The sequence below is a fragment of the Prevotella sp. RM4 genome, assembly GCF_000701965.1.
Taxonomy (GTDB): domain Bacteria; phylum Bacteroidota; class Bacteroidia; order Bacteroidales; family Bacteroidaceae; genus Prevotella; species Prevotella ruminicola.
This window is the reverse complement of record NZ_JNKG01000007.1, coordinates 1,100,750-1,124,556: the sequence shown is the minus strand read 5'-3', so window position 1 is coordinate 1,124,556 and position 23,807 is coordinate 1,100,750. Positions and strand designations below refer to the sequence as shown.

26 protein-coding genes and 1 pseudogene are annotated in these 23,807 nt (G+C 48.1%); 17 read left to right on the top strand and 10 right to left on the bottom strand.

Annotation, left to right across the window (positions count from 1 at the left end):
* The first annotated feature begins 5 nt into the window (after positions 1 to 5).
* On the top strand, positions 6 to 1,121 hold the full coding sequence (locus T499_RS0105825; RefSeq protein ID WP_232221056.1) for an alpha/beta hydrolase family protein: 1,116 nt from the start codon (positions 6 to 8) through the stop codon (positions 1,119 to 1,121).
* A 6-nt stretch (positions 1,122 to 1,127) separates the two neighbouring features.
* Here the strand turns inward: T499_RS0105825 and T499_RS0105820 are convergent, their stop codons facing one another.
* A complete protein-coding gene (locus T499_RS0105820) occupies positions 1,128 to 2,024 on the bottom strand; it encodes a LysR family transcriptional regulator (RefSeq protein ID WP_033150067.1) in 897 nt (298 codons plus the stop codon).
* A gap of 223 nt (positions 2,025 to 2,247) precedes the next feature.
* Between T499_RS0105820 and T499_RS0105815 the strand changes: the two genes are divergently transcribed.
* From T499_RS0105815 to T499_RS14975, 4 genes and pseudogenes are all read left to right on the top strand, one after another.
* Positions 2,248 to 2,577 carry a hypothetical protein gene (locus T499_RS0105815; RefSeq protein ID WP_143040057.1) on the top strand — a complete coding sequence of 110 codons (330 nt, stop codon included), beginning with the start codon at positions 2,248 to 2,250 and terminating at the stop codon, positions 2,575 to 2,577.
* A 20-nt stretch (positions 2,578 to 2,597) separates the two neighbouring features.
* Complete coding sequence (locus T499_RS0105810; protein WP_052173450.1) at positions 2,598 to 3,884, top strand: threonine/serine exporter family protein; 1,287 nt, start codon at positions 2,598 to 2,600, stop codon at positions 3,882 to 3,884.
* 110 nt (positions 3,885 to 3,994) lie between these two features.
* Positions 3,995 to 5,665: pseudogene (locus tag T499_RS0105805) on the top strand (Na/Pi cotransporter family protein); the annotation flags it as partial.
* A gap of 24 nt (positions 5,666 to 5,689) precedes the next feature.
* The gene (locus tag T499_RS14975) at positions 5,690 to 5,950 is read left to right on the top strand and encodes a winged helix-turn-helix domain-containing protein (RefSeq protein ID WP_224083076.1); all 261 of its coding nucleotides are present in this window, start codon (positions 5,690 to 5,692) and stop codon (positions 5,948 to 5,950) included.
* Positions 5,951 to 5,982: 32 nt separating this feature from the next.
* Here the strand turns inward: T499_RS14975 and T499_RS0105800 are convergent, their stop codons facing one another.
* Positions 5,983 to 6,399 carry a D-Ala-D-Ala carboxypeptidase family metallohydrolase gene (locus tag T499_RS0105800; RefSeq protein ID WP_052173448.1) on the bottom strand — a complete coding sequence of 139 codons (417 nt, stop codon included), beginning with the start codon at positions 6,397 to 6,399 and terminating at the stop codon, positions 5,983 to 5,985.
* A gap of 287 nt (positions 6,400 to 6,686) precedes the next feature.
* Between T499_RS0105800 and T499_RS0105795 the strand changes: the two genes are divergently transcribed.
* Entirely contained in the window at positions 6,687 to 6,995 is a 309-nt protein-coding gene (locus T499_RS0105795) for a helix-turn-helix domain-containing protein (RefSeq protein ID WP_033150066.1), read from the top strand.
* A 375-nt stretch (positions 6,996 to 7,370) separates the two neighbouring features.
* Here T499_RS0105795 and T499_RS0105790 read toward each other — a convergent pair whose 3' ends face one another.
* From T499_RS0105790 to T499_RS0105775, 4 genes are all read right to left on the bottom strand, one after another.
* Positions 7,371 to 8,102, bottom strand: coding sequence for a hypothetical protein (locus T499_RS0105790; RefSeq protein WP_157054523.1), 732 nt, complete (start codon positions 8,100 to 8,102; stop codon positions 7,371 to 7,373).
* Positions 8,103 to 8,385: 283 nt separating this feature from the next.
* The gene (locus T499_RS0105785) at positions 8,386 to 8,751 is read right to left on the bottom strand and encodes a HepT-like ribonuclease domain-containing protein (protein WP_033150064.1); all 366 of its coding nucleotides are present in this window, start codon (positions 8,749 to 8,751) and stop codon (positions 8,386 to 8,388) included.
* Entirely contained in the window at positions 8,735 to 9,034 is a 300-nt protein-coding gene (locus T499_RS0105780) for a nucleotidyltransferase family protein (protein WP_033150247.1), read from the bottom strand. The genes T499_RS0105785 and T499_RS0105780 overlap by 17 nt, the downstream gene beginning before the upstream one ends.
* A 115-nt stretch (positions 9,035 to 9,149) precedes the next feature.
* Positions 9,150 to 9,365: a helix-turn-helix transcriptional regulator gene (locus tag T499_RS0105775; protein WP_033150063.1), complete on the bottom strand. Its 216-nt coding sequence runs from the start codon at positions 9,363 to 9,365 to the stop codon at positions 9,150 to 9,152.
* A gap of 177 nt (positions 9,366 to 9,542) precedes the next feature.
* On the opposite strand from T499_RS0105775, the gene T499_RS0105770 reads away from it, so the two are divergent.
* From T499_RS0105770 to pflA, 11 genes are all read left to right on the top strand, one after another.
* A complete protein-coding gene (locus T499_RS0105770) occupies positions 9,543 to 10,490 on the top strand; it encodes a hypothetical protein (RefSeq protein WP_033150062.1) in 948 nt (315 codons plus the stop codon).
* Positions 10,462 to 11,397: a hypothetical protein gene (locus tag T499_RS0105765; RefSeq protein WP_157054522.1), complete on the top strand. Its 936-nt coding sequence runs from the start codon at positions 10,462 to 10,464 to the stop codon at positions 11,395 to 11,397. The genes T499_RS0105770 and T499_RS0105765 overlap by 29 nt, the downstream gene beginning before the upstream one ends.
* A gap of 374 nt (positions 11,398 to 11,771) precedes the next feature.
* Positions 11,772 to 12,215 carry a hypothetical protein gene (locus T499_RS0105760; protein WP_157054521.1) on the top strand — a complete coding sequence of 148 codons (444 nt, stop codon included), beginning with the start codon at positions 11,772 to 11,774 and terminating at the stop codon, positions 12,213 to 12,215.
* Between the two features lie 224 nt (positions 12,216 to 12,439).
* On the top strand, positions 12,440 to 13,771 hold the full coding sequence (locus tag T499_RS0105755; RefSeq protein WP_157054520.1) for a hypothetical protein: 1,332 nt from the start codon (positions 12,440 to 12,442) through the stop codon (positions 13,769 to 13,771).
* A gap of 2 nt (positions 13,772 to 13,773) precedes the next feature.
* A complete protein-coding gene (locus T499_RS0105750; RefSeq protein WP_033150058.1) occupies positions 13,774 to 14,736 on the top strand; it encodes a CHC2 zinc finger domain-containing protein in 963 nt (320 codons plus the stop codon).
* 1 nt (position 14,737) lies between these two features.
* Entirely contained in the window at positions 14,738 to 14,956 is a 219-nt protein-coding gene (locus tag T499_RS0105745) for a DUF4248 domain-containing protein (protein ID WP_033150057.1), read from the top strand.
* 188 nt (positions 14,957 to 15,144) lie between these two features.
* Positions 15,145 to 15,702, top strand: a complete 558-nt coding sequence (locus T499_RS0105740) for an HU family DNA-binding protein (RefSeq protein ID WP_033150056.1) — start codon at positions 15,145 to 15,147, stop codon at positions 15,700 to 15,702.
* Between the two features lie 58 nt (positions 15,703 to 15,760).
* Positions 15,761 to 15,862: a smalltalk protein gene (locus tag T499_RS14635; protein ID WP_157054519.1), complete on the top strand. Its 102-nt coding sequence runs from the start codon at positions 15,761 to 15,763 to the stop codon at positions 15,860 to 15,862.
* Positions 15,863 to 16,017: 155 nt separating this feature from the next.
* Complete coding sequence (locus tag T499_RS14115; RefSeq protein WP_084162908.1) at positions 16,018 to 17,415, top strand: endo-1,4-beta-xylanase; 1,398 nt, start codon at positions 16,018 to 16,020, stop codon at positions 17,413 to 17,415.
* 129 nt (positions 17,416 to 17,544) lie between these two features.
* Positions 17,545 to 19,791, top strand: a complete 2,247-nt coding sequence (gene pflB / locus T499_RS0105730; RefSeq protein ID WP_013063977.1) for a formate C-acetyltransferase — start codon at positions 17,545 to 17,547, stop codon at positions 19,789 to 19,791.
* A complete protein-coding gene (gene pflA / locus T499_RS0105725) occupies positions 19,791 to 20,528 on the top strand; it encodes a pyruvate formate-lyase-activating protein (protein ID WP_198021244.1) in 738 nt (245 codons plus the stop codon). The genes pflB and pflA overlap by 1 nt, the downstream gene beginning before the upstream one ends.
* Positions 20,529 to 20,586: 58 nt before the next feature.
* Here pflA and nqrF read toward each other — a convergent pair whose 3' ends face one another.
* The 4 genes from nqrF to T499_RS0105705 are packed head-to-tail and all read right to left on the bottom strand — an operon-like array spanning position 20,587 to position 23,805.
* On the bottom strand, positions 20,587 to 21,855 hold the full coding sequence (gene nqrF / locus T499_RS0105720) for an NADH:ubiquinone reductase (Na(+)-transporting) subunit F (protein WP_033150054.1): 1,269 nt from the start codon (positions 21,853 to 21,855) through the stop codon (positions 20,587 to 20,589).
* Positions 21,856 to 21,884: 29 nt separating this feature from the next.
* Entirely contained in the window at positions 21,885 to 22,511 is a 627-nt protein-coding gene (gene nqrE, locus T499_RS0105715) for an NADH:ubiquinone reductase (Na(+)-transporting) subunit E (protein WP_013064075.1), read from the bottom strand.
* 3 nt (positions 22,512 to 22,514) lie between these two features.
* Positions 22,515 to 23,138, bottom strand: a complete 624-nt coding sequence (locus tag T499_RS0105710) for an NADH:ubiquinone reductase (Na(+)-transporting) subunit D (protein ID WP_013065051.1) — start codon at positions 23,136 to 23,138, stop codon at positions 22,515 to 22,517.
* Between the two features lie 4 nt (positions 23,139 to 23,142).
* On the bottom strand, positions 23,143 to 23,805 hold the full coding sequence (locus T499_RS0105705) for an FMN-binding protein (protein ID WP_049769215.1): 663 nt from the start codon (positions 23,803 to 23,805) through the stop codon (positions 23,143 to 23,145).
* Between the last annotated feature and the right edge of the window lie 2 nt (positions 23,806 to 23,807).

Below are 23,807 nucleotides of genomic sequence, written 5' to 3'. Positions count from 1 at the left end.
TGACAATGAAAGCAAAGCAACTAACTATCTTACTAATGTGGCTCACTACTGCATTCGGCGCGAGTGCAGCTACAACCGACGAGCAAACACTCATCAACGAGTGGAAGGACTCAGTACGTACCGTGTTTGCCGATGCCTACCGCAATAAGGTGCTGGTAATCGACAGCCTCACCATGAAACTGCATTGGAGCATCTATGGCCCCAAGCCAGCCGATGGCTACGCTCTGTACATCTCGCTGCATGGCGGTGGCGGCGCCCCTGCCGAACTGAACGATCAGCAATGGGAGAACCAGAAGCGACTGTATCGCCCACAGGGTGCCGTTTATCTCAGTCCGCGAGCCATCACCAACACATGGGACCTTCATTTCCGTCCCGAGGACGACACCTTCTACCGTCAGATTATCATGATGATGCAAGCCTACTGCGATGTAAATCCCAACAAGGTTTACATCATGGGTTACTCGGCCGGTGGCGATGGCGTGTGGCGCCTTGGTCCCCGCATGGCCGACCATTGGGCAGCCGCCTCGATGATGGCTGGCCACCCAGGCGATGTGTCGCTCCTGAATCTGCGTAACACTCCATTCATGATCTGGTGCGGACAGCTTGATGATGCCTACGATCGTGTGTACCGTTGCCAGGATCGTATCGTAGAGATGGACTCGCTGCACGCAGCCGATCCCGAGGGCTACATTCACGAAGGACATATCGTTGAAGGCAAGGGCCATTGGATGGATCGTGTTGATACCGTGGCTGTTAGCTGGATGGCCAAGTATCAGCGTAACCCCTACCCTAAGCGCGTGGTTTGGCATCAGGCCGATGTGGTTACCCCATACTTCTACTGGCTCACAGCCCCCGTTAACGAGCTATCGCGCGAAAAGGAGGTACGCGCCCAAATAGATGGCAACACCATAACCATCACCCGTTGCGACTATTCGCAGCTCACACTCTCGCTGTGCCAGGAGATGGTAGATCTTAAAAAGCCCGTTACCGTTATGTATCAGGGCCGCAAGCTGTTCAAGGGCAAGGTAAAAACCCAGCCCGGCACCCTGCGCCGCACCCTTTACCAGCGCAACGATCCGGCTTACATGTTCCCCGCCGGAATTACGGTAAAAATCAAGTAATAAGAGTTATAAGGCCATCGTTTTCCAGATGGCAATACTCTCATTCACCATTCTGATAAACTCTCGAGCGGCTGCCTTCTGGTAGCCGTTCTTTAGTGTATGTATGCAGCCTTCCATAACATTACCTTCGGCTATGATGGGTATAGCGGTAAGCCCGTCCTCGTCGATAACCGACGCTTCGGAGAGTACGGTTACATACTTGGTCTTGTACATGAATTTAAATATCAGGTTTACGTTGTTTATCTCGGCCTTCAGATTATACTCCAGTCCACTATGGGCCGTCATACGGTCGAATGCATTACGTGCCTGCAAGCCCTTAGTGGGCAGCACCAGCGGATAGCGCTGCAGGTCCTCAAGCGTCATACTCTTTTCGCCAGCCAAGGGGTGCTCATGGTTCACTACAGCTGCCAGACGGGTGTTAAATAGCAGTCGGCTCTCTATGCGCGGGTCGGCCTCGTTGGGTTTGAAAGCCAGCACCAGGTCGAGTTCATGGCGCAACAGGCGCTCAATCAAGTCCTCCATCGACGAGTAGCATACCGACAGCTTTACCTTAGGGTGCTGTCGCATAAAGTCGGTCATCGTCTCGGCCATGATGCTGCTGAACGAGAACGTTACGCCGATGTTCAGTTCACCGGTAAGCAACTGTTTCAGCTCCTGCAGTCGCAGCACACAGTTGTCAACCATGTGTATGCTCTCACGGGCCATGGGCAGCAGTATCTCGCCGGCCTCGGTAAGCATCACCTCATGACTGTTGCGCACAAACAGCTGCTGGTTAAGCTCCTGCTCCAGGTGCAGTATCTGCTGCGACAGCGTACTCTGAGTGATAAACAGCTCGCGGGCTGCCTGCGAGAAATTAAGCGTTTCGGCCACACGTAGAAAGTATCTAAGCTGACGGATTTCCATGATATATACCTTATTATATTAATATTTGCGCGTGCAAAGTTACAAAAAATATGCATTTGCCAACACGTTCGGCTATCGTTTTTACCGATAGCCGCATTCGTCTTGACATAAATTGCCACGTTCGGCACAAATCATAGCCAATTGGGTGCCAGGTGCCAGAAAAGCCGTACCTTTGCACCCGGAAAAAGAAAAGTAACTGTTTTAATATAATTAATTAGGTATTATGTCTTCAAGTTGGTTTATTGTTTTAGGAGAACTATCTGTGTTATTCATCTGCCTCTACTGGTACCTGCAACACAACCACGAGCGCAAGTTTGCTGTAGTCATCGAGCACGACAGCATCGAGGGGCTGACGCTGGGTAAGGTAGAAGAGCTGATAAGTCGCCGTTTTGTGGTGCGCGAGATTCGATTGGCTGACTCATCGAATTGTATCGTGCACCCCGACGACGACACAGTGCTGCACCACGGCGACCATTTGCTGATACAAGCGCGTCCGCACGAGATAGAGCCAATAATCGCCTTTCTGGGACAACGCGAAAACACCACTAAATGATGATTCTGGATAATTTGCAAATGAGGCTGGACCTGCTGCTCCGTACTGGATGTTTGTTGATGGAGAGCGCGGCAGATACCAGTCGTACCATGAGAACCATGAAACGAGTGGCGGCTTATTTAGGGCTGCCACTCGACAGGTTACATATCTACATTGTTTATAACATGCTGATGGTAAACCTGAGTGACGGCCAGCGCTCGTTCACCAAGTTCCAGCGTGTTGAGCGGCATGGCGTTAATCTCGACACCCTGCGCCAGGTGAGTCACCTGTCGTGCGAGGCGCTGCGCCTGCATTATCAGCTGGATCGCTACCGGCAGGAGCTTGATTACATAGCCCGCCAAAAACGCAACTACTCGCCCTGGCAGGTAGCCGTTGGTGGCGGACTGGCCTGCGGTGGTTTCTGCATCCAGTTCGGCTGCGACTGGACCGCTTTTTTCTATGCTGCCCTGGCTGCCATCATGGGTTTGCGCCTGCGCATGTATCTGAACGAGAAAGGCAGCAATACCTATGTCAATATCAGCATAGCCGCCTTTGTATCCACGCTTCTGGCCTGGGTGTGCAGTCTGCTGTCGGTTTATGCCCAAGCCAGCAGCTGGCTGCCGTCGGTACTCGTATCCTCTACCCCCTGGCACCCGTTGTTGGCCTGCGCCCTGTTTATCGTGCCCGGCGTACCGCTCATCAATTTCGTAAGCGACATGCTCTCGGGGTTCACCCAGGTGGGCATGACGCGGGCTGTTAACACCCTGATGATGCTGCTGGCCATGGCTTTTGGCATCGCCTTTGCCATCCAGGTGTGCGGCATCGACAACTTTGCCAAGGATCTGCCGATGACGCCCCATCACAATTACCACGAATATATGCTGGCTGCAGCCATTTCGGCCATCGGTTTCTCGATGATTTTCAACACCCCGCGCCAGTTGATGTGGGTGGTGGCCCTTGGAGGCATCATCAGCGTGTGCACGAGAAACTTCGTCAATCTCGGTCCGTCCAGCGGTAACATCGGACTGGACCAAGGCCTGGTAGTAGGTTCGTTTGCAGGTTCGGCAGTAGTCAGCATCATCTGCTGTGCGCTCGTTCGCCAGCTGCACACCCCTCACCAGCTGCTCAGCATCCCCAGCGTCATCCCCATGATTCCCGGTGTGCTCATGTATCGGGCCCTGTTTGCCTTTATCAACATGCACGGCATCGAGGGCGAGGTAACAGTAGCTATGAACAATGCCATCCAGGCCTCGCTCACCATCCTGTTCATCGCCCTCGGTGTTGCCATCCCCAACATCTTCTTCCGAAGGATGATTGCGGCGAAATAAAGGTATAATATAGTTATTTAAGTAATCGTAACCAAAACGTAGCCTGTAATATTTGCAGGCTAATTACTTTTTGCGTATCTTTGCCACCGAAATCATTAAAATGCAAAACTATGACATTAGAGATTGTTTTACAACTTTTAGGCTCGCTCGCATTACTTATTTATGGCATGAAAACTATGAGCGACGCCCTACAGAAAATGGCAGGATCAGGATTACGACATATTCTTGGCCGAATGACCACAAACCGGTTTACCGGCATGCTTACAGGCACATTCGTTACCTGCGCCGTGCAGTCGTCGTCGGCCACTACGGTTATGACGGTATCGTTCGTTAGCGCCGGACTGCTCACGCTGGCACAAGCCATCTCGGTTATCATGGGTGCCAATATCGGTACCACGCTTACAGCATGGATTATGTCGCTGGGTTACAATCTTAACCTAAGCGTAGTGGTGTTCCCCGCCTTCCTGGTGGGCATGGTGCTCATCTATAAAAAGCGCCATCGCTATGCAGGCGAATTCCTTTTCGGATTGGCATTTCTGTTCTGGTCGCTCGTTATGCTGAGCGGCGCTGGTAAGGCTATGGACCTGCAGCACAATGCCCAGGTGGTAAGCTTCTTTTCATCGTTCGATACCAGCAGCTATCTCACCATTTTTATCTTCCTGATTGCAGGCACACTCATCACCTGCATCGTACAGTCGTCGGCAGCCGTCATGGCCATCACCATCCTACTCTGCTCTACGGGCGTACTGCCTATCTATATGGGTATAGCCCTGGTGATGGGCGAAAACATCGGCACCACGGCTACGGCCAACCTGGCAGCACTCGGAGCAGGCATCGAAGCCCGACGCGCAGCATTAGCCCACCTGCTGTTTAATATGTTCGGTGTGGTGTGGGTGCTGATAGTTTTCTACCCGTTCGTAGATCTGGTGTGCAGCATCGTTGGCTACAATCCTGCTATAGGCTCACAAACAGCGCTTCTGCCGGTGGTACTGGCCATGTTCCATACATGTTTCAATGTGCTTAATACCGCTCTGCTCATCGGTTTCATCCCGCAGATGGAGCGCATCGTGTGCCGTTTGCTGCCCGACCGCCAGCTTACCAAACCCAACGCCACCCTGCACTTTATCGATGGCGGCGTAATGGCAACGCCCGAAATATCCGTCATGCAGGCACAAAAAGAGATTATCCATTTTGCCGAGCGCATGCAACGCATGTTTGGCATGACGCGCACGCTTACCGACGAGAAGAATAAGAAAGAGTTTGAGCGCCAGTACGAGCGTATCGAACGCTACGAAACCATTGCCGATAATATGGAGATAGAGATTGCCACCTATCTTGAGCAGGTAAGTAACGATCACCTTTCCGATGCCACCAAGGATAAGATACGTATGATGTTCCGCCAGATAGGCGAGCTCGAATCAATAGGCGATGCCTGTTTTAAGATGGCCCGGACCATCAAGAATCTGCGCGAAAACCGCGAGGATTTCACACCTGGACAGTATGCGCGTTTGCGCGATATGCAGCATCTGGTAAACGAGGCCCTTACACAGATGATGGTTGTATTGAATGGTCGTCGCGAAAACCTCACCATCGATGCCTCGCGGGATATCGAGACCGACATAAACACCATGCGCGACAACATCAAGGCCCAAACCCTTAGCGATGTCAACAGCCATGCCTATAGTTACACGCTGGGTACAATATATACCGACATTGTGACCGACTGCGAAAAGCTGGGCGATTACGTGATGAATGTGGTAGAGGCACGTTTGGGTAAACGCTATCAGAACTATAACGGTTTGAAGATGAATGTAGATCGCCGAACCGTAACTATTGATGGTCAGCCCATCAGTCTTACCCGTACCGAGTTCGACCTGCTGTACCAGCTGCTCGCCCACCGCAACCATGTGCTCAGCCGCCAGCAACTCATGGACACGGTATGGGCCGATGTCATCGTAACCGAACGTACGGTAAATGTACACGTCACCCGCCTCCGCAAAAAGCTAGGCCTCTACGCCCAGAACATCGTCAGCCGCCAGGGCCTTGGCTATGTGTTCGAGGGATAGAGTTAGAGTTATAAGGCCATGGAAAAGTAGGGTTACTTATAGTACCCTACTCTAACATCATGCCTTGGTGTGGCGATGGGATTCCATGAGATGTGCAGCCAGCCGTTACCTGTTAATAGCTGATCGGTTTGGTCGTGTGCCTTTAGGAATTCGATTAGCCGCTGGAACTGCTGTGCGTCCTTAGGACGGATATCCGCAGCCTGACCTACGAGGTGCTGCGAGTTACTCACCCCACCAACCAAAGTGTTCACCCGCCTACAACGGAACCCAGAGTTAATGATGATAGGCCCAAGCACCTGCCTGGCAGGCTCCAGTAGTATGTGGCAACCATAAGTCAAGTTAACCACCGCCTGCATAGTAGGCATGTTATCTGCATATTTCTGCAGATTAATAAACTCGCCCAGCATAAAATGGGCCGATAAGCGAATGTTGTTTAGATTCTCTTTCATTGTAATACTTCGTTAATGATTAATACATCACGAAGATACACAATCCAATCCGGGCAAGCTGCCGTTCCCTGCCCTTTAATCTCGATAGCATTACTTAACGGAGTATTATTTCGTCCCTATCTGCCGCATATTCTAAAATATCGACCATTTTCTTGGCTAAAGATGGTTTTATCGACCATTTACAGCCTCATCGCCTCTTTTATCGACCATTTTCTTATAAAAATACAACCTAAAAGTTGTTATATTCTAAATATATTCTTATCTTTGTGCCCAAAAGGAGGTAAAGTATGAAAGATGTAATTGCACGACTGAAGGAACATCAGTCAACAACACCTTCAAAATGGAGGGAACGTGCAGAGTGGAGGCAACAGAACAAGTCGTGGTTGCGTCACTCTCAGCGTATCGCTGTGAAGATGCTTGAGAAGATGGATGAACTAGGCTTAACCCAGAAACAGCTGGCCGAACAGATGGGATGTAGCCAGCAGTACGTTTCAAAAGTTCTGAAAGGTCAAGAGAATCTATCTCTCGAAACCATGTCAAAAATAGAGGATTGCTTGAAAATCCCTATCCTCCAAGAAGAACTGGAGATGGCATAACACTCAAATACTCGGTAAGTTGACGCAAATAGCGTTTAGCAGTTGTTGCGTTGAAACCGAAGTTGTTAACAATCTGTTCTGTGGTGATTTCATCCCTATCAGCCGCATATTCTAAAATATCGACCAGTTTCTCGGCCAAAAATGGTTTTATCGACCATTTTCAGCCTCGGCGGCTAGTTTATCGACCAATTGCTCCGATGTAGCAATTATATAAATGTCGAAAAGTTGATGTTATTTGGCATTTTCGCCACCTTACTATAACGCAACAAAAACGAGAAATAACGAACAAATTATTATTATACAATTATCCCCCCGCCGCATGGCGAGGGGATAAATTCTTTTTTCCAATTGCTGACGCAGCAATACTCAGAAAGCTTAATCAATCAAGAACGAACGTAATGCTTCTATACATTTCTCCTTTTCCTTATTATTCTCGATTGAACGCGTAGAATTATTCGTATATGGTGCATAATAAACATCCCATTCGTTCACATTACGCAACTGCATCAGCACCATTGTTTTTGCATGATTTTCATCTAAACCATCAATTCCAGCGAAATACGTTTCTTTTCCTTGGTAATAGGGAAGTATCAAATATCTTTCAGAGAGATAATCTGCAAGAACAGAAGTATGGTTAGAACTAACAATTGCCATAACTGAAGCTAAAGTACCATTTTTAAAGTAATATGCCAACAATGAAGCTCCACCAGCATCATTATAAGCTAATATCGCATCTGTTGATTTAGGATTTAAAGAACCTTGCTTTTGATTCTTCTTGACATGATCCATAGAGCATCCCCATTCGCAAATAGGATCTGCATAGAGATTGTACTTGGGGGCTATTGTTACTTGGATGTTTTTCTTTCCATTAACTGTAACTGTTGTTTCACCTACATGCCAACCATGAATTTTGTTTTTGCTGCCATATGCAACAAACTTGTTTAACGAACTTATAGTATCTGCCCCCTCAATAGTTTTGTCACTACCAGCATACATAGTGATAGGCGTTGTGTCAATACTATCGTCCTCAGAACTGCTACTGCATGAAAAAAGACACCAACATACGACAGTCATCAATGCCAGACTAATTGAATTTAATTTCTTCATAATTGTTTTGATTTTGAATTATTACTATTGTTTGTATGAATATAAAAAAACGTGAGCAATTTACTTCGCTTACGTCATTCGAGGTATCGCCAAACACCTATCAATCTTAAACGAGTAAGTGCTCACGCCATTCGGCGTGAACCATCTACTATTGTTCTTGATTGATCTTTTTGAAATTTGGCGAATTTCGAATGACAAGAATCAAAGCGGACGCTTCACAATATGTCTGTTAATTAACTACTTCAGCACATAGGCATATATATTTTAAAGTTTAACATTTCATTTATTTCTCCCATGCATCCCAATCTACATCAGATATGTAGCTGGTAACATACTTTTTTAATTCTACAATATCGCTATGAATAACATCCCATACGGTATCGTTGTCAACTCGGAAATACTCATGAACCAGAAAATTACGCATCCCAGCTATAACACGCCAAGGTACTTCTGGATGAGCATCCTTGAAATTCGAAGAGAGCATATTGGCCGCTTCTCCAATAATTTCAATGTTCTTTACGATACCATAATAACGCATTACGTCGGTCTCGAGTTCATCACGCGAAAGATTTCCCGCATGTGTTTCAAGGCGTTCAATGGCGTCTATTATATGTTCAATGCGGAGTTTGTCTTTACGCAGCTCTCTCATAAATCAATATTTTATCGCGCTCTACACTATCTCTAGCAAAGTCCATCAACCCCTTAACTGTAACAAGGTCGACAGGCAAACCGAGCAAATCTTGCAAATCAAGGTGCATGCCACTTAGTTTAAACAAGCCAACAGGTTGTGATCTGTCAACCAAAATAAGTATGTCGACATCAGAATCTTCACATTGTTCGCCACGAGAGTAGGAACCAAAAAGCCATGCTTTCAACACGGGTTGCGTCTTGAAATAGTCAGCTATTACTCGTTTTATCTCTTGCGTAGACATATGCATCCTATTTAGAATTCGTTTGCAAATATACACACTTTCCAATAAATATCCAAGAAAATATTTATTTTTTTAAATTTCAGAGTCAAATATCAGATTATGATAATCATTTCAACTATGTGGCTGGCAATTCATCAAATCTTAATAGGTCGTCAACCTTTACTTCCAGGAGGCGGGATATCTGCATAAGGGTTTCGAGCGAGGGTTGGGAATCGTTGGTGCACCATTTACTAACTGTAGATGGTGCTACATTTAATTGTTCGGATAGCCATTTATTGGTCTTACGTTTGTCGACCAAAACGACTTTAATGCGGTTAATATTACGTCCCATATCGAACTAAAGCTATAGGTTTGAGTGCAAATATATGAAAAATCTGGAATAAAACACGGAAATTTACAATTATTTTTCAAATTAATAGCGTAGCTCTCACTTTTTTGGCGATTTTTCACTATCTTTGCACACAATATAAAACCAAATTCTAATTAGTAATTTATTAAGTAATTATTCATGACTGTATACGCTATATACTCATACGAAATTCAAGAAGGCGACAGAAGCCTCTTTTATAAAAAAACGGAAAAGAAAGCCATTGATATGGCAAACGAAATTATCAGCAATCTGCTGAAAGATGGATTAACCGTTATTGGTAAAAAAAGGAATGAGGACCTACCGTTGAAGAATCGCCATTTCATTGGAAGAGAAGGCGTATTTGCATGGGAATTATGTAATGTAAAAGACAAGTCTCTACTTGAAGGTCATGATAAAATCCCCTATGAAGAGCATCCTGGTAGTTACGTTATTGTCGACAATAGGCCAGATGTGTGCCAAATAGCTATAGAGAAAAATAGTGCCTTTGGCCCTGATACCGACAAGGTGGTTAAGTATCTCAAACGAGCATTTAAAGCTCATTTGTCCGAATATGGTCTGAAGATGGTCATCAAGAGGAAATGGCAGGCAAGTAATTTTAAGGATATTATACGCGACAGAATTATCAAACAAAAAGATTCAGTAAAAAAAGTTGTATGGGAATTCCCCAATCCCGACAGGGTAAAGGGTATTGATGCAACACAACAATTGAAAGACCGATTATATGGTCTTATGATATTTACACAGGCTTCGAATGCATTAAGAGGAAAACTTACGCTAACCGGTTCAAAGAGTAATCCTATAGATGTAGATGACGATAAGATTGAAGACTGGGCACAGATTATTGCCTTAAGTGCACAAAACAATTATAAGTTGTCATACTATTTCCATAATTCGCCAGTAGTGAATTTTAAAGATGTTGCAGACGCTTTCTGTACTATTAACGATAAACTGATAAGAGACTTTGAGTCTGGTCAGCTCATAAATAAAGGCGAAGGAGTTACATTTGAATTAATAGAGAAACTTGACGAAATTAGAAAACAAATAGCAGACTATGATTATGAAAAGATTGTTGACGACGGAGAGTAAACGTAATATTAAGGAAGCTTTCAAAATCAATCCAGTATTCCGTACTATCAATGCGGCTTACAAGGAACAAGAGACTCAGATGACAACTCTTAGGTTTTCGCCAGAGGAGATTTTTGTCAACAGCTTCATTGGATTTGATCTGATTCTAAAAAACCGTAACGACATCGGCGACGTAACATTTCGTATGTGGCACGATATCTTCTGCGAATTGAGAGATGATGCCAAAGAAACTTCACGAGAATATGAAGAGGATGAACTTAAAACGGCTACATCCTGCATTGTTTATTCTATCATTTCATGCATACTGGCAAGCGGTGATATGGAGATGATAAAATATACAGACCTTCTTTTGGCGCAAATTAGCATGCAATCAGACCTCCCTACTATCAGTCTGCTTTTCATCAGAAATATCGAGAACAACTTTGTGTCGTATATACAAAAGTACATCAGCATGGAAAAATATATCAGCGATAGTTTGAATAGTCCCAAATGCTATACTGACCCTATTAATCCCATATACACACCCCAAGAAAGGATAAAGATAAAAAATGGTGTAAAGAAACGTATTGAGTTCATGAAAGGTTGTTTGCCAAATAGTGAAACTCTGATTATGACTTCCTCGAATTTCAACACGATGATAGAGGCGGTAGAATACCTTATAGAAAACGACATTGTGAAAAAGCAGGAATCAAAGCTCCATACCAATCTAAAGATATCGCATTTACGTTATACATTTTATTTAGTTTTCTCGAACGAAGGAAAAGGTATTGGCCGCGATAAGTGGTTGGAATTCCTTAGTGAGACATTCGCTCAAATGCAAAATAATAAAGACTCGCTTTACAACCACTTTTCTGATAAACCAAATGACTATACCAACTATTTCAATCCAAAGAATAGAAAAAAGTAAATGGGGATAATGGGATTTTCGGAATCCCATAAAAAAAATAATTAATGGAGATTAGAAATTTATCGTGTTTCTAATCTCCATTTTTTCACTTGTGCATCAGATAGTTATGTTTTTCTACCGAATGGGATTACAACAATTCGTGAATGGGATTTTATGATGTAAAAATCCCATATTGACTCCCTTCTAATCCCATACTTCCTTTGCAGCCGAGAATTGAACAGTTCAGTTCTTGGCCGTCTGTGGTTGTGGCAAAGCAGATGGTCGTACCGCCACAAATCTTTTTAAGCTCTATGGCAAAAGATTTTCATTTTAAGGAAGAGGCAGGTTCTCAGAAATCAAATGAACCTCGCCTTCTCGGAAGCATCCTATCAGAAATGCTTCATAGTGATTCACCTCTTGCTGTTGGTTATCGACAGTACATCGCTTCGAAGGAGAACGGAGAAGCCGAAGACCGTGGTTGGCACACCAACACAGAACTTGGCTGCAACTTGAAGACGATTCTTCACAGCAGCCAGCGAATGAAACCTGGTAAGGTGTATAACGGGGTGCTGCAATGCGATTCGGAAAACATCGTTGATGAGTTCCTCTGTCGCGATCCTCACTACACTTTTGTTGAGCTGCCACCCAAGTCGCCAGTTAAGCACAATCCACGGGTTTTCGACGGTAAGCACATTACAATTACCATGCGCGATGATGGAACGTACCGACCAAACTTCAAACCTATGCGTGAGGAAGATGTGCTCAATCTGGCACGGTATACGCACGAGGTTTACATAGAACTTTGCGAGGGATTGAGTGGCCTTATAGAGGAAGGCTAACCCAACAGCAAATGGCCCTGAAACGTGTGACAGTTCCAAATGTTCCAGTTTTATTTTGCGGAGCAAATAACCCTTTTAATCATTTATAACTAATTGATATATAGATAGTTATATAAGTAAAAAAGGGTAATTGGGACTACCAGAATAATAATTGGAACAACTGGAACTGGAACGCGAGGGTTATATCATTAGTAGTATTAATTCACCTAAAAAGCAGATTATCAATGAAATACGAGATTTCAAATAACACAGCGCCTGCGATGCCAAACCTTGGTAAAGGCACAGAAAGTATAAAACTCCTACTCTCGCAGGCATCAAAAGATATGCACGCGCCCCTGGTTCCGATGTTCTTCCCCGTACTTGGCGCACACATCAGCGGCACGGAATTTATGTACCCCGACAACAGTTGGAAGGAACCATGCGGCATGATGGCCAACCTGGTGGCCAATAGTGGCGATAACAAGGGGCAGTTTCCGAACCTTATTAATGCCATCTGTCGCGACTTTACCGAGCACGACCTGGTAGAGATGAACAAATTGGTAGAATGGGCAAAGCTACCCAAGGGCAAAGGCAACAACAAGGATAAAGTACGTCCCGAGGTGGCCATCTATTTCCCGCCAACCGACACCACCAACCCGGCATTCATACAGAACGCGATGGCACTCGAGGCACAGGGCGGTCGCACACAGTACTTTAATATGCCTGAGGTTGAGATGGCCGACCAGCTGTGTGGTAGTCATAAAAAACTGTCGCAGTTGCTGCGAAATGTTTACGATCGTGCCCGTGCAGGTGCCTTGCGTGCCACAGCCGATGGTGTAAGCGGCAACCCTATCCTGCGCGCCAACCTCACCTTCTCAAGCACCCCTGGCGCCACGCGCCGTTTCTATAAGTACGAGCTGTTTAACGGAACCTTCGGTCGCATGGTGTTCTCGTTCAAGCCCCGTGGTGAGCGTAGTGGTCGCATCCCCCGTCAGGGTAACTATCCCGATGAGTTTTACCAGAAGTTGGATGAGTACCTGGAGCGTCTTGGTAACAGCAAGGGCCGATACATTATCCGTCCACTCAACAAGCTTATCGATCGATTGGCTGAGGATATGGCCACGCTGGCCGACCTGACCGACGACGACGTGCTGTTCGAGATATCACACCGTAGCTTGGTATCGGCCTGGAAGGCTGGATGCGTGCTGTGGATACTGAACAACCAGACGTGGACAAAGGCGATGGCCGAACTGGTAGAATGGCTAGTGTATCACGACCTTTGGAGCAAGATGCAGCTATTTGCCACTATGCTAAGCAACGGCGAAGAGAGTGCGAACGACAGCCAGCGCCGAGGCCCCAGAAATATGCTCGACGACCTGCCCACCCAGTTTAACAAGGCCCAGTTAGAGGCTCTACGCGAAAGTCAGAACAAGCCCATTGAGGGTGCCAGCAATCAGCTGCGCAAATGGCTGCATCGTAAGTTTATCGAGTACAGCGCCCAAACGGGGATTTATACCAAGACGGAGTTGTACTTGCAAAATGCAAAAATGAGAGAATGTAAAAATGAAAAAATGTAATTATGGATAAGATACAACTGCAAAAGCTCCGCGACCTGCCTATTGAGGGGGTCGCCGAGCGACTTGGACTTCGCGTAAAGCATCACAAAAGTCTTTGTCCGTTTCATGCCGATAGCCACCCCAGTCTGTCGTTCCGTGTAAAGACCAACACCTACCGCTGCTTTGTGTGTGGGGCTACGGGCGGCACTATCGATCTGGTGATGCGCCACCTGCACATGGAGTTTAAAGATGCATGCCGATGGTTGGCCGATCAGCACAATGTAATCATAGACGAGTGGCAACCAGTCCAAAAGGACGATGCGCCACAGCCATTCGATGCCAGTCGCTACGAGCCATACTTTGAGCACCCGTGGCTGAACGAGGCTGCACGCAAGTTCCTGTTCTACGAGCGACTGATTGATCCCCGCGTGGTGTGGTGGTGCCGGTTAACCTCGTGGACCGACCGCAAGGGTGTACCCTGGTTGCAGATACCTTATTATAATAAAGAGGGGCAGCTGGTGGGTGTGCAGAACCGCAACTTGGTGAAAGGTGCCCTACCCCGTTTCCGCTTTCCACCAGGCGCCGAGTGCGGCATTTACAACCTGCCCGTACTCAACCTGCTGAAGCCAGGCGAACCGCTGTTTATTACCGAGGGTGCATCCGACTGCTGGTCCATGCTATCGGCTGGTCATAAAGCCATCGCCATCCCCTCGGCCACCCTGCTCACCAAAAAGGATGTAGAACAATTGTCAATTATCAATAATCAATTGTCAACTACCTTCCACATGTATCCCGACCAAGATGAGCCAGGCGAGCGATTGTTCCTACAGTTACAGCAGGTGTTACCCAATCTGCAGCACCATCAGTTGCCCAAAGGGTGTAAGGACTTTAGTGAGTTTTTTACATTAAGGATTAAAGATTCTTGCGTCCCTTCGGTAGCAAGCGCCACCCTTCGGGATGTCGAGCGAAACATTAAACATTATTGATATGGATACATTTACCATTAGGGCTTATACCAAGAAGGAGCTGGCGTTGATGTATTTTCCTGAGAGCATGCCACGCACAGCCGTTAACCACCTGATGGCCTGGATTAACCGCTGCACCCAGCTATTGGAACAACTGCAAGCCACCGGCTATCAGCCCACCTGCAAGGCATTTACCCCACGACAGGTAAAAGCCATAGTAGAACACCTTGGCGAACCCTAAAAAAAAGTAGGAAAAAAAAGTTCGCCTATCGCACGGCATCGCCTGCCATCGCCTAAACGGTGGCGGCGAATGTTGTACCTTTGTAATGTCGAAACAAAGGAGAAAAATATCTCGCTAGTTAGAGAAAAAGATCTCCCTAGTTAGGCAGAAAAAATTTATTGTTAAACCCTTTAAAACGTAATTTTATTATGGCACTTAAAGTTAAAGCAACCGAACAGTTGATTAAGATTGGCACTTACGCTGGCACGTACCGCTACGTGATGTTGCCTGAGTTGTACACCGCCCTGAATCAGGACAAAGTGATTAAGGAGGCTGCCCTGCGTAGCGGAGTTAGCAAAGGTGTGATGCAGGCTTGCTGGGATGCAGCTGGCGAAGTAATTAAGGCATGGGCCACCGAGGGTCACAGCGTGGCGCTGCCCGGACTGGGTACGATGCGATTCGGCCTGCGCGCCAAGAGTGTTGACGATGTGAACAAGGTAAAGGCCGGACTGATTTCGAGTCGCCGCATCATCTTCACCCCAGATGTTGACCTGAAGGAGGAGCTCTCGAAGACAGCTGTGCAGATTACCTGCTTCGACCGCACCGGCAAGGAGGTTAAGCGTGTTACCTCGAGTGACAGCGGCGATGTGGAAGATCCCGACAACCCACAGCCCAGCAACGGCGGCAATACCGGTGGCAACGGCGGCAATACCGGTGGCGGTGGTAACCAGGGCGGTGGTAGCAACCACGAACCAATCGGAGATTAAGGGTTGGGGCGAAAGCCCCACCCTAACATTAAACATGAAACATTAAACATTAAACATTATGAGTAAGAGAGAAACCATCAAGTTTATCGTACAGATGATTGCAAGTATCGCTACGGCGATAGTAACGGCGCTGGGGACTACCAGTTGCATGGGGCTGTAGAGAATAGCCAAACATTGGCTGTAACTAACTGGAGAGGCAAAACAAAAAAAGTTTTGTCTCTTTTATTGTGTTTTGTTGATGGTTTCTCGAAAAAAACGTGTACCTTTGTAGCCGCAATATTACAATAGCTAATAATTATCAACGTAAATATCACAATGAAACAATTACTTATGTGTGTACTTGCTGCCAGCCTAACCACAACCATGGCAGCTCAAGAGAAATTTGAACAGGGTAAACCTAACAATAGCAACTATCGCTATCTCGACAATTATCAGGCCCTGAAAGATTATATCAACTACGAAAAGTACCCCAACTTTAAACTGGGCATCGGCACCACCGTGAACGATTACTTTACCAATCAGACATTCAGAAACCTGGTGAACAAGAACTTTACCGAAACCGTGGCTGGCAACGCCATGAAGATGGGCAGTTGCGTGGATGCCAACGGCAATATGAACTTTGCCAACGTGAAGCGCTACGTGCAAGCTGCCACCGAGGCCGGACTGAACGTTTACGGCCACACCCTGGCCTGGCACTCGCAGCAGCCCAACGCCTGGTTGCGCAGTCTGATCAGCGGGCAGAGTCAGCAGGTGCGCCACGACACCCTGATATACGCCATGGACAAGTGGATTAAGGGTATGATGGAGGCTTGCGACGGCAAGGTAAAGGCTTGGGACCTGGTGAACGAGGCTATCGCTGGCGATGGCAACGACGGTCAGGGCAACTACACGCTGCAGCACTCCGACGCCTATAAGAAAGGTACCTGGGATGTGGGTGGCGATGCCTTCTTCTGGCAAGACCATCTGGGCGATCTCGACTACGTGCGCCAAGCCTGCCGACTGGCCCGCAAGTACGGCCCCGAGGACGTGAAGCTGTTTATTAACGACTACAACCTGGAGAGCGACTGGGACGATAACAAGAAGGTGAAGAGCCTGGTAAACTGGATTAAGAAATGGGAGGCCGACGGCGAAACCCACATAGATGGCATAGGCACCCAGATGCACATCTGCTGCTTTGAGGACGACAACACCATGAACAGCATTAAGCAGCACATCACCACCATGTTCGAGGTGATGGCAGCCAGCGGCAAGCTGTGCCGCATCAGCGAGATGGACATGGGCTATGTGCGCGGCACCAACAACCGATGGGGCGACAAAATTAAAACTGTACAGCTTACCGAGGCCGAACACCAGAAGATGGCCGACTTTTACGAGTGGATTATCAAGGAGTACCTGCGCGTGATACCAGCCGAACAGCAATGGGGCATCTGCCAGTGGTGCCCTACCGATGTACCCGACGCGCAATACATGTGGCGTAGAGGCGAGCCCGTGGGCATCTGGGATCTGAGCTACTATCGCAAGCACGTGTATGCAGGCTTTGTTCGCGGACTGGGTGGACAGGCAACCAGCGGCATCAAACAGGTAGAGGCCAGCAAGACCATCAACGCGCAAAAAGGCATCTACACGCTGAACGGCACCCGCGTACAGGCCACCAGCGTCGACAAGTTACCACACGGCATCTACATTGTAGATGGCAAGAAGTTGGTACGCTAAATCAATTGCGCCAAATCAAAATAATCAATTATTGCTACGTAAATATTTGCGTAGTCCAAAAAAAAATAGTACCTTTGCACCCGATTTTGCAATAGGTATTATTTTTTTATATAAAACACTAATTGATTTATGCGTAAAGAATGGCGTGGTTTTAAAGGAACCAAGTGGACCGAGGAGGTCAATCTCAGAGACTTTATTCAGAACAACTACACAGCTTACGAGGGCGACGAGACCTTCCTGGCTGAGCCTACAGATGCCACAAACGTATTGTGGGGCCGTCTGCAGGAGCTGCAGAAGGAAGAGCGTGCCAAGGGCGGTGTGCTCGACATGGAGACAGAGATCGTATCGAGCATGACAGCTTATGGCCCTGGCTACATCGACGAGAGTAAGAAGGACCTGGAGAAGGTAGTTGGTCTGCAGACTGATAAACCCTTGAAGCGCGCCTTCATGCCTTTTGGCGGTATTAAGATGGCTGAGCAGGCTTGCACCAACTACGGTTACAAGCCATCAGAGAAGCTGCACGAGATTTTTACAAAGTATTGCAAAACCCACAACGACGGCGTATTTGATGCTTACACCGAGGAGATGAAGCACGTACGTCACAACCACATCCTGACTGGTCTGCCCGATACTTATGGCCGTGGCCGTATCGTAGGCGACTACCGTCGTGTGGCCCTGTATGGTATCGACTTTATCATTGCCGAGAAGGAGGCCGACAAGCGCAACTGCGGTGCCGGTGTAATGAGCGACGATATCATCCGTCAGCGTGAGGAAATCTCAATGCAGATTAAGGCCCTGAAGGAGATGAAGGCTATGGCTCAGATCTACGGCTTCGACATCTCGCAGCCTGCTAACAACGCTCGCGAGGCTGTACAGTGGCTGTACTTCGGCTACCTGGCTGCCATCAAGACTCAGAACGGTGCTGCCATGTCGGTAGGTCGTGTATCTACATTCCTGGATATCTACATCCAGCGTGATATGGAAGAGGGTACCCTGACCGAGAGCGAGGCACAGGAGCTGATCGACCACCTGGTAATGAAGTTCCGAATGGTTAAGTTCGCACGTATCCCATCATACAACGAGCTGTTCTCGGGCGACCCCGTTTGGGCTACTCTCGAGGTAGGTGGTATGGGTATGGACGGACGCCACATGGTGACCAAGAACGACTACCGTTTCCTGCACACTCTGGAGAACATGGGTCCTTCACCCGAGCCAAACCTCACCGTACTTTACTCGCCACGACTGACCGAGAACTTCAAGAAGTACGCTGCCATGATCTCGGTTAAGACCAGCTCGATCCAGTACGAGAACGACGAGGTGATGCGTCCTGTATGGGGCGACGATTATAGCATCTGCTGCTGTGTAAGTGCTACACAGACTGGTAAGGAGATGCAGTTCTTTGGAGCACGCGCCAACCTGGCTAAGTGTTTCCTGTATGCATGTAACGGTGGTGTCGACGCCAAGACCCGCGAGCAGGTTGCTCCAGGTTTCCGCCCCATCAAGGACGAGTACCTGACATGGGAGGAGCTGGCTCCACGCTTCGACCAGGCTATGGACTGGCTGGCTGGTGTATATGTAAACACCCTGAACCTGATTCACTACATGCACGATAAGTACTTCTACGAGGCTGCCGAGATGGCCCTGATTGATACCAACGTACGTCGTACATTCGCTACCGGTATCGCAGGTTTCTCACACGTAGTAGATTCTATCTCTGCTGTTAAGTATGCAAAGGTAAAGATGATTCGCGACGAGGAGGGATTCAACGTAGACTATGTAGCCGAGGGCGACTTCCCACGCTACGGAAACGACGACGACCGCGCCGACGAGATTGCTGTATGGCTGCTGAAGACCTTCGTTAAGAAGATTCGCAAGCACGCTACCTATCGTAACGCTACCCCAACCTGCTCTATCCTTACCATCACATCAAACGTGGTATATGGTAAGTACACAGGTAACCTGCCCGATGGCCGTCGTGCTGGTACTCCTCTGTCGCCAGGTGCTAACCCAAGCTATGGTGCCGAGAAGAACGGTCTGTTGGCATCGCTCAACTCAGTAGCTAAGCTGCCTTACGAGTATGCCCTCGACGGAATCTCGAACACTCAGACCATCAGCCCCAACACTCTGGGCCAGAACGACGAGGAGCGTGCTAACACGCTGGTTCGCGTAATGGACGGTTACTTCAGCCGTGGTGCTCACCACCTGAATGTGAACGTGTTTGGTGTTGAGAAGCTGCGCGATGCTATGGAGCATCCTGAGAAGCCCGAGTACGCTAACTTCACCATCCGTGTATCGGGTTACGCTGTGAAGTTCATCGACCTGACTCGCGAGCAGCAGGAGGATGTAATTGCACGTCAATCTCACGAGAGTCTGTAATGAGTAGTACAGGCTATATACACTCTACCGAATCCTTTGGCTCTGTTGATGGGCCAGGGATTCGGTTTCTGATTTTCATGCAGGGTTGCCGCATGCGCTGTCGCTACTGCCACAATCCTGACACATGGAAATTGGGCTCGGATGCCTGTGGCACCACAGCTACCGTAGATGAGCTGCTGAACAAGGCCGAGCGCTACCGCAGCTACTGGGGCCCCGATGGCGGCATAACCGTGAGTGGTGGCGAGGCGCTGCTGCAGATTGATTTCCTGATAGAGCTGTTTGAGGAGGCACATCGACGCGGCATCAACACCTGTCTGGACACCGCTGCCCAGCCTTTTACCCGCGAGGAGCCTTTCTTTGGTAAGTTTGAGCGCCTGATGCAGAGTACCGACCTGGTGCTGCTCGATATCAAGCATATCGACAGCGAGAAGCATCGCTGGTTGACAGGTCACGGCAACGAGCATATTCTGGATTGCGCCCGCTATCTGTCGGACATCAACAAACCCGTGTGGATTCGCCACGTACTGGTGCCTGGAATCACTACCGATGAGGAGCAACTCATCCAACTGCGCCATACCATCGACACATTGCAGAACATTCAGAAGGTAGAGGTGCTGCCCTATCACACCCTGGGCACCTTTAAATGGGAACAGCTGGGCATAGATTATACGCTGAAGGATGTGGCCCCGCCCACGGCCGAGCAAATAGCAAAAGCAAGAGAGATTTTAATCAAATAAAAAAAATGAGGATGCGCCGAAAGGTACATCCTCACTTTTTTTATATTCACAAAAGCGATTATCCGCCAAAGTTATCGTACATAATGCTTTCGGGATCTACGCCGAGCGAGTCGAGCATAGAAACCACGGCCTTCGACATGGGGCCAGGACCGCACATGTAGTACTCGATATCCTCGGGAGCCTCGTGGTCCTTCAGATAGGTGTTCAGCATTACCTGGTGTACAAAACCTGGAGTGTACTTTACGCCAGCTGCATCGGCTGCAGGGTCTGGACGGTCGAGGGCCAGGTGGAAGTGGAAGTTGGGGAACTCCTTCTCCAGTCCCAGGAAGTCGTCGAGATAGAACACCTCGTTCAGCGCACGTGCACCATAGAAGTAGTGCATCTCGCGATCGGTAGTGTGCAGCGTCTTGGTCATGTGCATGATCTGAGCACGCAGAGGAGCCATACCGGCACCACCACCAACCCAAATCATCTCCTTCTTCGAGTCGAAGTGTGGGTGGAAGTCGCCATAAGGGCCACTCATGATTACCTTGTCGCCAGGTTTCAGCGAGAAGATGTAACTTGAAGCGATACCAGGATTTACATCCATGAAGCCCGAACGGTCGGCCTTGAATGGAGGTGTAGCGATACGTACGGTAAGCATGAATACATCACCCTCGGCAGGATAGTTAGCCATTGAGTAAGCACGGATGGTGTCCTCGGGGTTCTTACACTTAAGTGGGAACAAACCGAACTTCTCCCATGCGGGCAGATACTCGTCGCCAATCAGACTCTTGTCGAAGTCCTTATCATAGTCGATGCAATCAAACTTAGGAATACGGATCTGAGCGTAAGAACCAGGCAGGAAGTCCATGTGAGCGCCAGCAGGCAGCTGTACCTTGAACTCCTTGATGAAAGTAGCCACGTTCTTGTTAGAGATAACGGTACACTCGTACTCCTTAACACCCAGGATCGACTCATCTACGTGAATCTTCAGGTCGCCCTTAACCTTACACTGGCAACCCAGGCGCCAATGGTCCTTAATCTGCTTACGAGTAAAGTGAGGCTTCTCAGAGTCGAGAATCTCGCCACCACCCTCGAGCACCTGAACCTTACACTGGCCGCAACTGGCCTTACCACCACAAGCCGAAGGCAGGAAAATGCCATTCTCGTTGAGGGTAGCCATCAGGTTGTTGCCCTGTGGTACGTTCAGCACCTTATCTCCGTTAACTGTAATATTCACATTACCGCTGGGGCTGAGATACTTCTTAGCCACCAACAGGATAATCACCAAGAGGATGATTACCGCGAGGAAAACCCCTATACTATATGCTATAAACTGAGCCATAATCTACATTAAACATTAATCATTAAACATTAAATGTTAAGGCCTGAGAAACACATCATAGCCATAGCCATGAGGCCCACGGTGATAAACACGATGCCGAGGCCCTGCAGAGGCTTGGGCACATCGCTATACTGCATCTTCTCGCGGATGGCACCCATAGCCACGATGGCCAGCGCCCAACCGAGACCAGAGCCGAAGCCATAAACGATGGCATCCCATACGCTGGTAATGGCCTGCGAGTTAGAGGGGTCCATCAGGATGCGCTGCTGCATGAACAGCGAAGCACCCATGATAGCGCAGTTTACGGCAATCAGAGGCAAGAAGATACCCAGCGCTGCATAGAGCGATGGAGAGTACTTCTCAACAGTCATCTCAACCAACTGCACCATACCGGCGATAACGGCGATGAAGAGGATGAACGACAGGTAGCTGAGGTCAACACCCTCGACAAGACAGTCGGGACCCAGCACCTTGGTCTGCAACAGATAGTTAACAGGAACGGTAACGGTAAGCACGAAGGTTACAGCGAGACCGAGTCCTAACGAAGTCTTCACAGTCTTCGACACAGCCAGATAAGAGCACATGCCGAGGAAGAAAGCGAAGATCATATTGTCGACAAAGATCGACCTGAATAGTAATGATATTGCGTGTTCCATATCTTATTTCTCCTTATAAAAGTAAGCACGATGAACCCAAATCACACATCCCACGAGAATCAGCGCCATAGCAGGCATCGTCATCATACCGTTGTTAACGTAACCGAAGTCGTAGCAGGCATCGGGTACAATCTGGAAGCCCAGCAGACTGCCGCGGCCCAGCAACTCACGAACGGCACCAACAATCACCAGAATCATAGCGTAGCCCAGACCGTTACCTACACCATCGAGGAACGAAGGCCAAGGCTTGTTCTGCATGGCGAACGCCTCGAGGCGACCCATCAGGATACAGTTGGTAATGATCAATCCTACATATACCGACAGCTGAACGCTCACATCGTAAGCGAAAGCCTTCAGAATCTGGCTAACGATAGTTACCAGCGCAGCCACAACCACCAGCTGAACCACAATACGAATGCGGTTAGGGATAGTGTTGCGGATGATTGAGATAATTACGTTTGAGAATGCGGTAATCACAGTAACGGCGAGTCCCATTACGATGGCAGGCTTAAGCTGCGATGTAACAGCCAATGCCGAGCAGATACCCAGCACCTGTCCAAGGATAGGATGGTCGACGTTTAATGGGTTTGTAAAAACCTCCTTATTTTGTTTACTGAATAATGCCATAATCTTACTCCTCCACTACTTTAGTTGAATCAGTATTTGCAACAGTCTCGAGCATTCGGCCGATAGCATAGGTCTGGAAACCTTTCAATCCGTCCTTCAGCATGGCGTCAACACCATTCGAAGTAAGGGTTGCACCAGTTACACAGTCGACCTGAGTAGCGGGATCCTCAACCTTCTTAACAACTGAGAGTACTACGTTGCCGTTCTCGTCCCAGATCTTCTTGCCGATGAACTTCTCCTGCCAAGCCTGAGAGTCCTTGATTTCGGCACCCAGACCAGCGGTCTCACCTTCGTGGTTGAAGTAGGCGCCGTAAACCTTGCCCTCTTCGTCGATAGCAAGATAACCGCTGATGCCACCCCAAAGGCCCATACCCTTCAGGCTAACTACAGTAATGTTCTTACCATCAATCTGGCACTCATAGGCCTTCTGACCATTATTCTCGTCCTCCTTCTCGGTCTTCACCACCTCGGCATACTTAGCCTCGGCCTCGGCACCATCCAGATTGCGGATATTGAGCGAGTAGAGAATCTGCTTCTTCACATCAAGTGCTACGTTAGCATCCTGCATAGGCTTCAAGGCCTGATAGACAAATGCCAGCAGGAAGGCTACGATAACCACCATTACCGCGCTATATATAATAATGTACGCGTTAGAGTTTGTATTCAGTT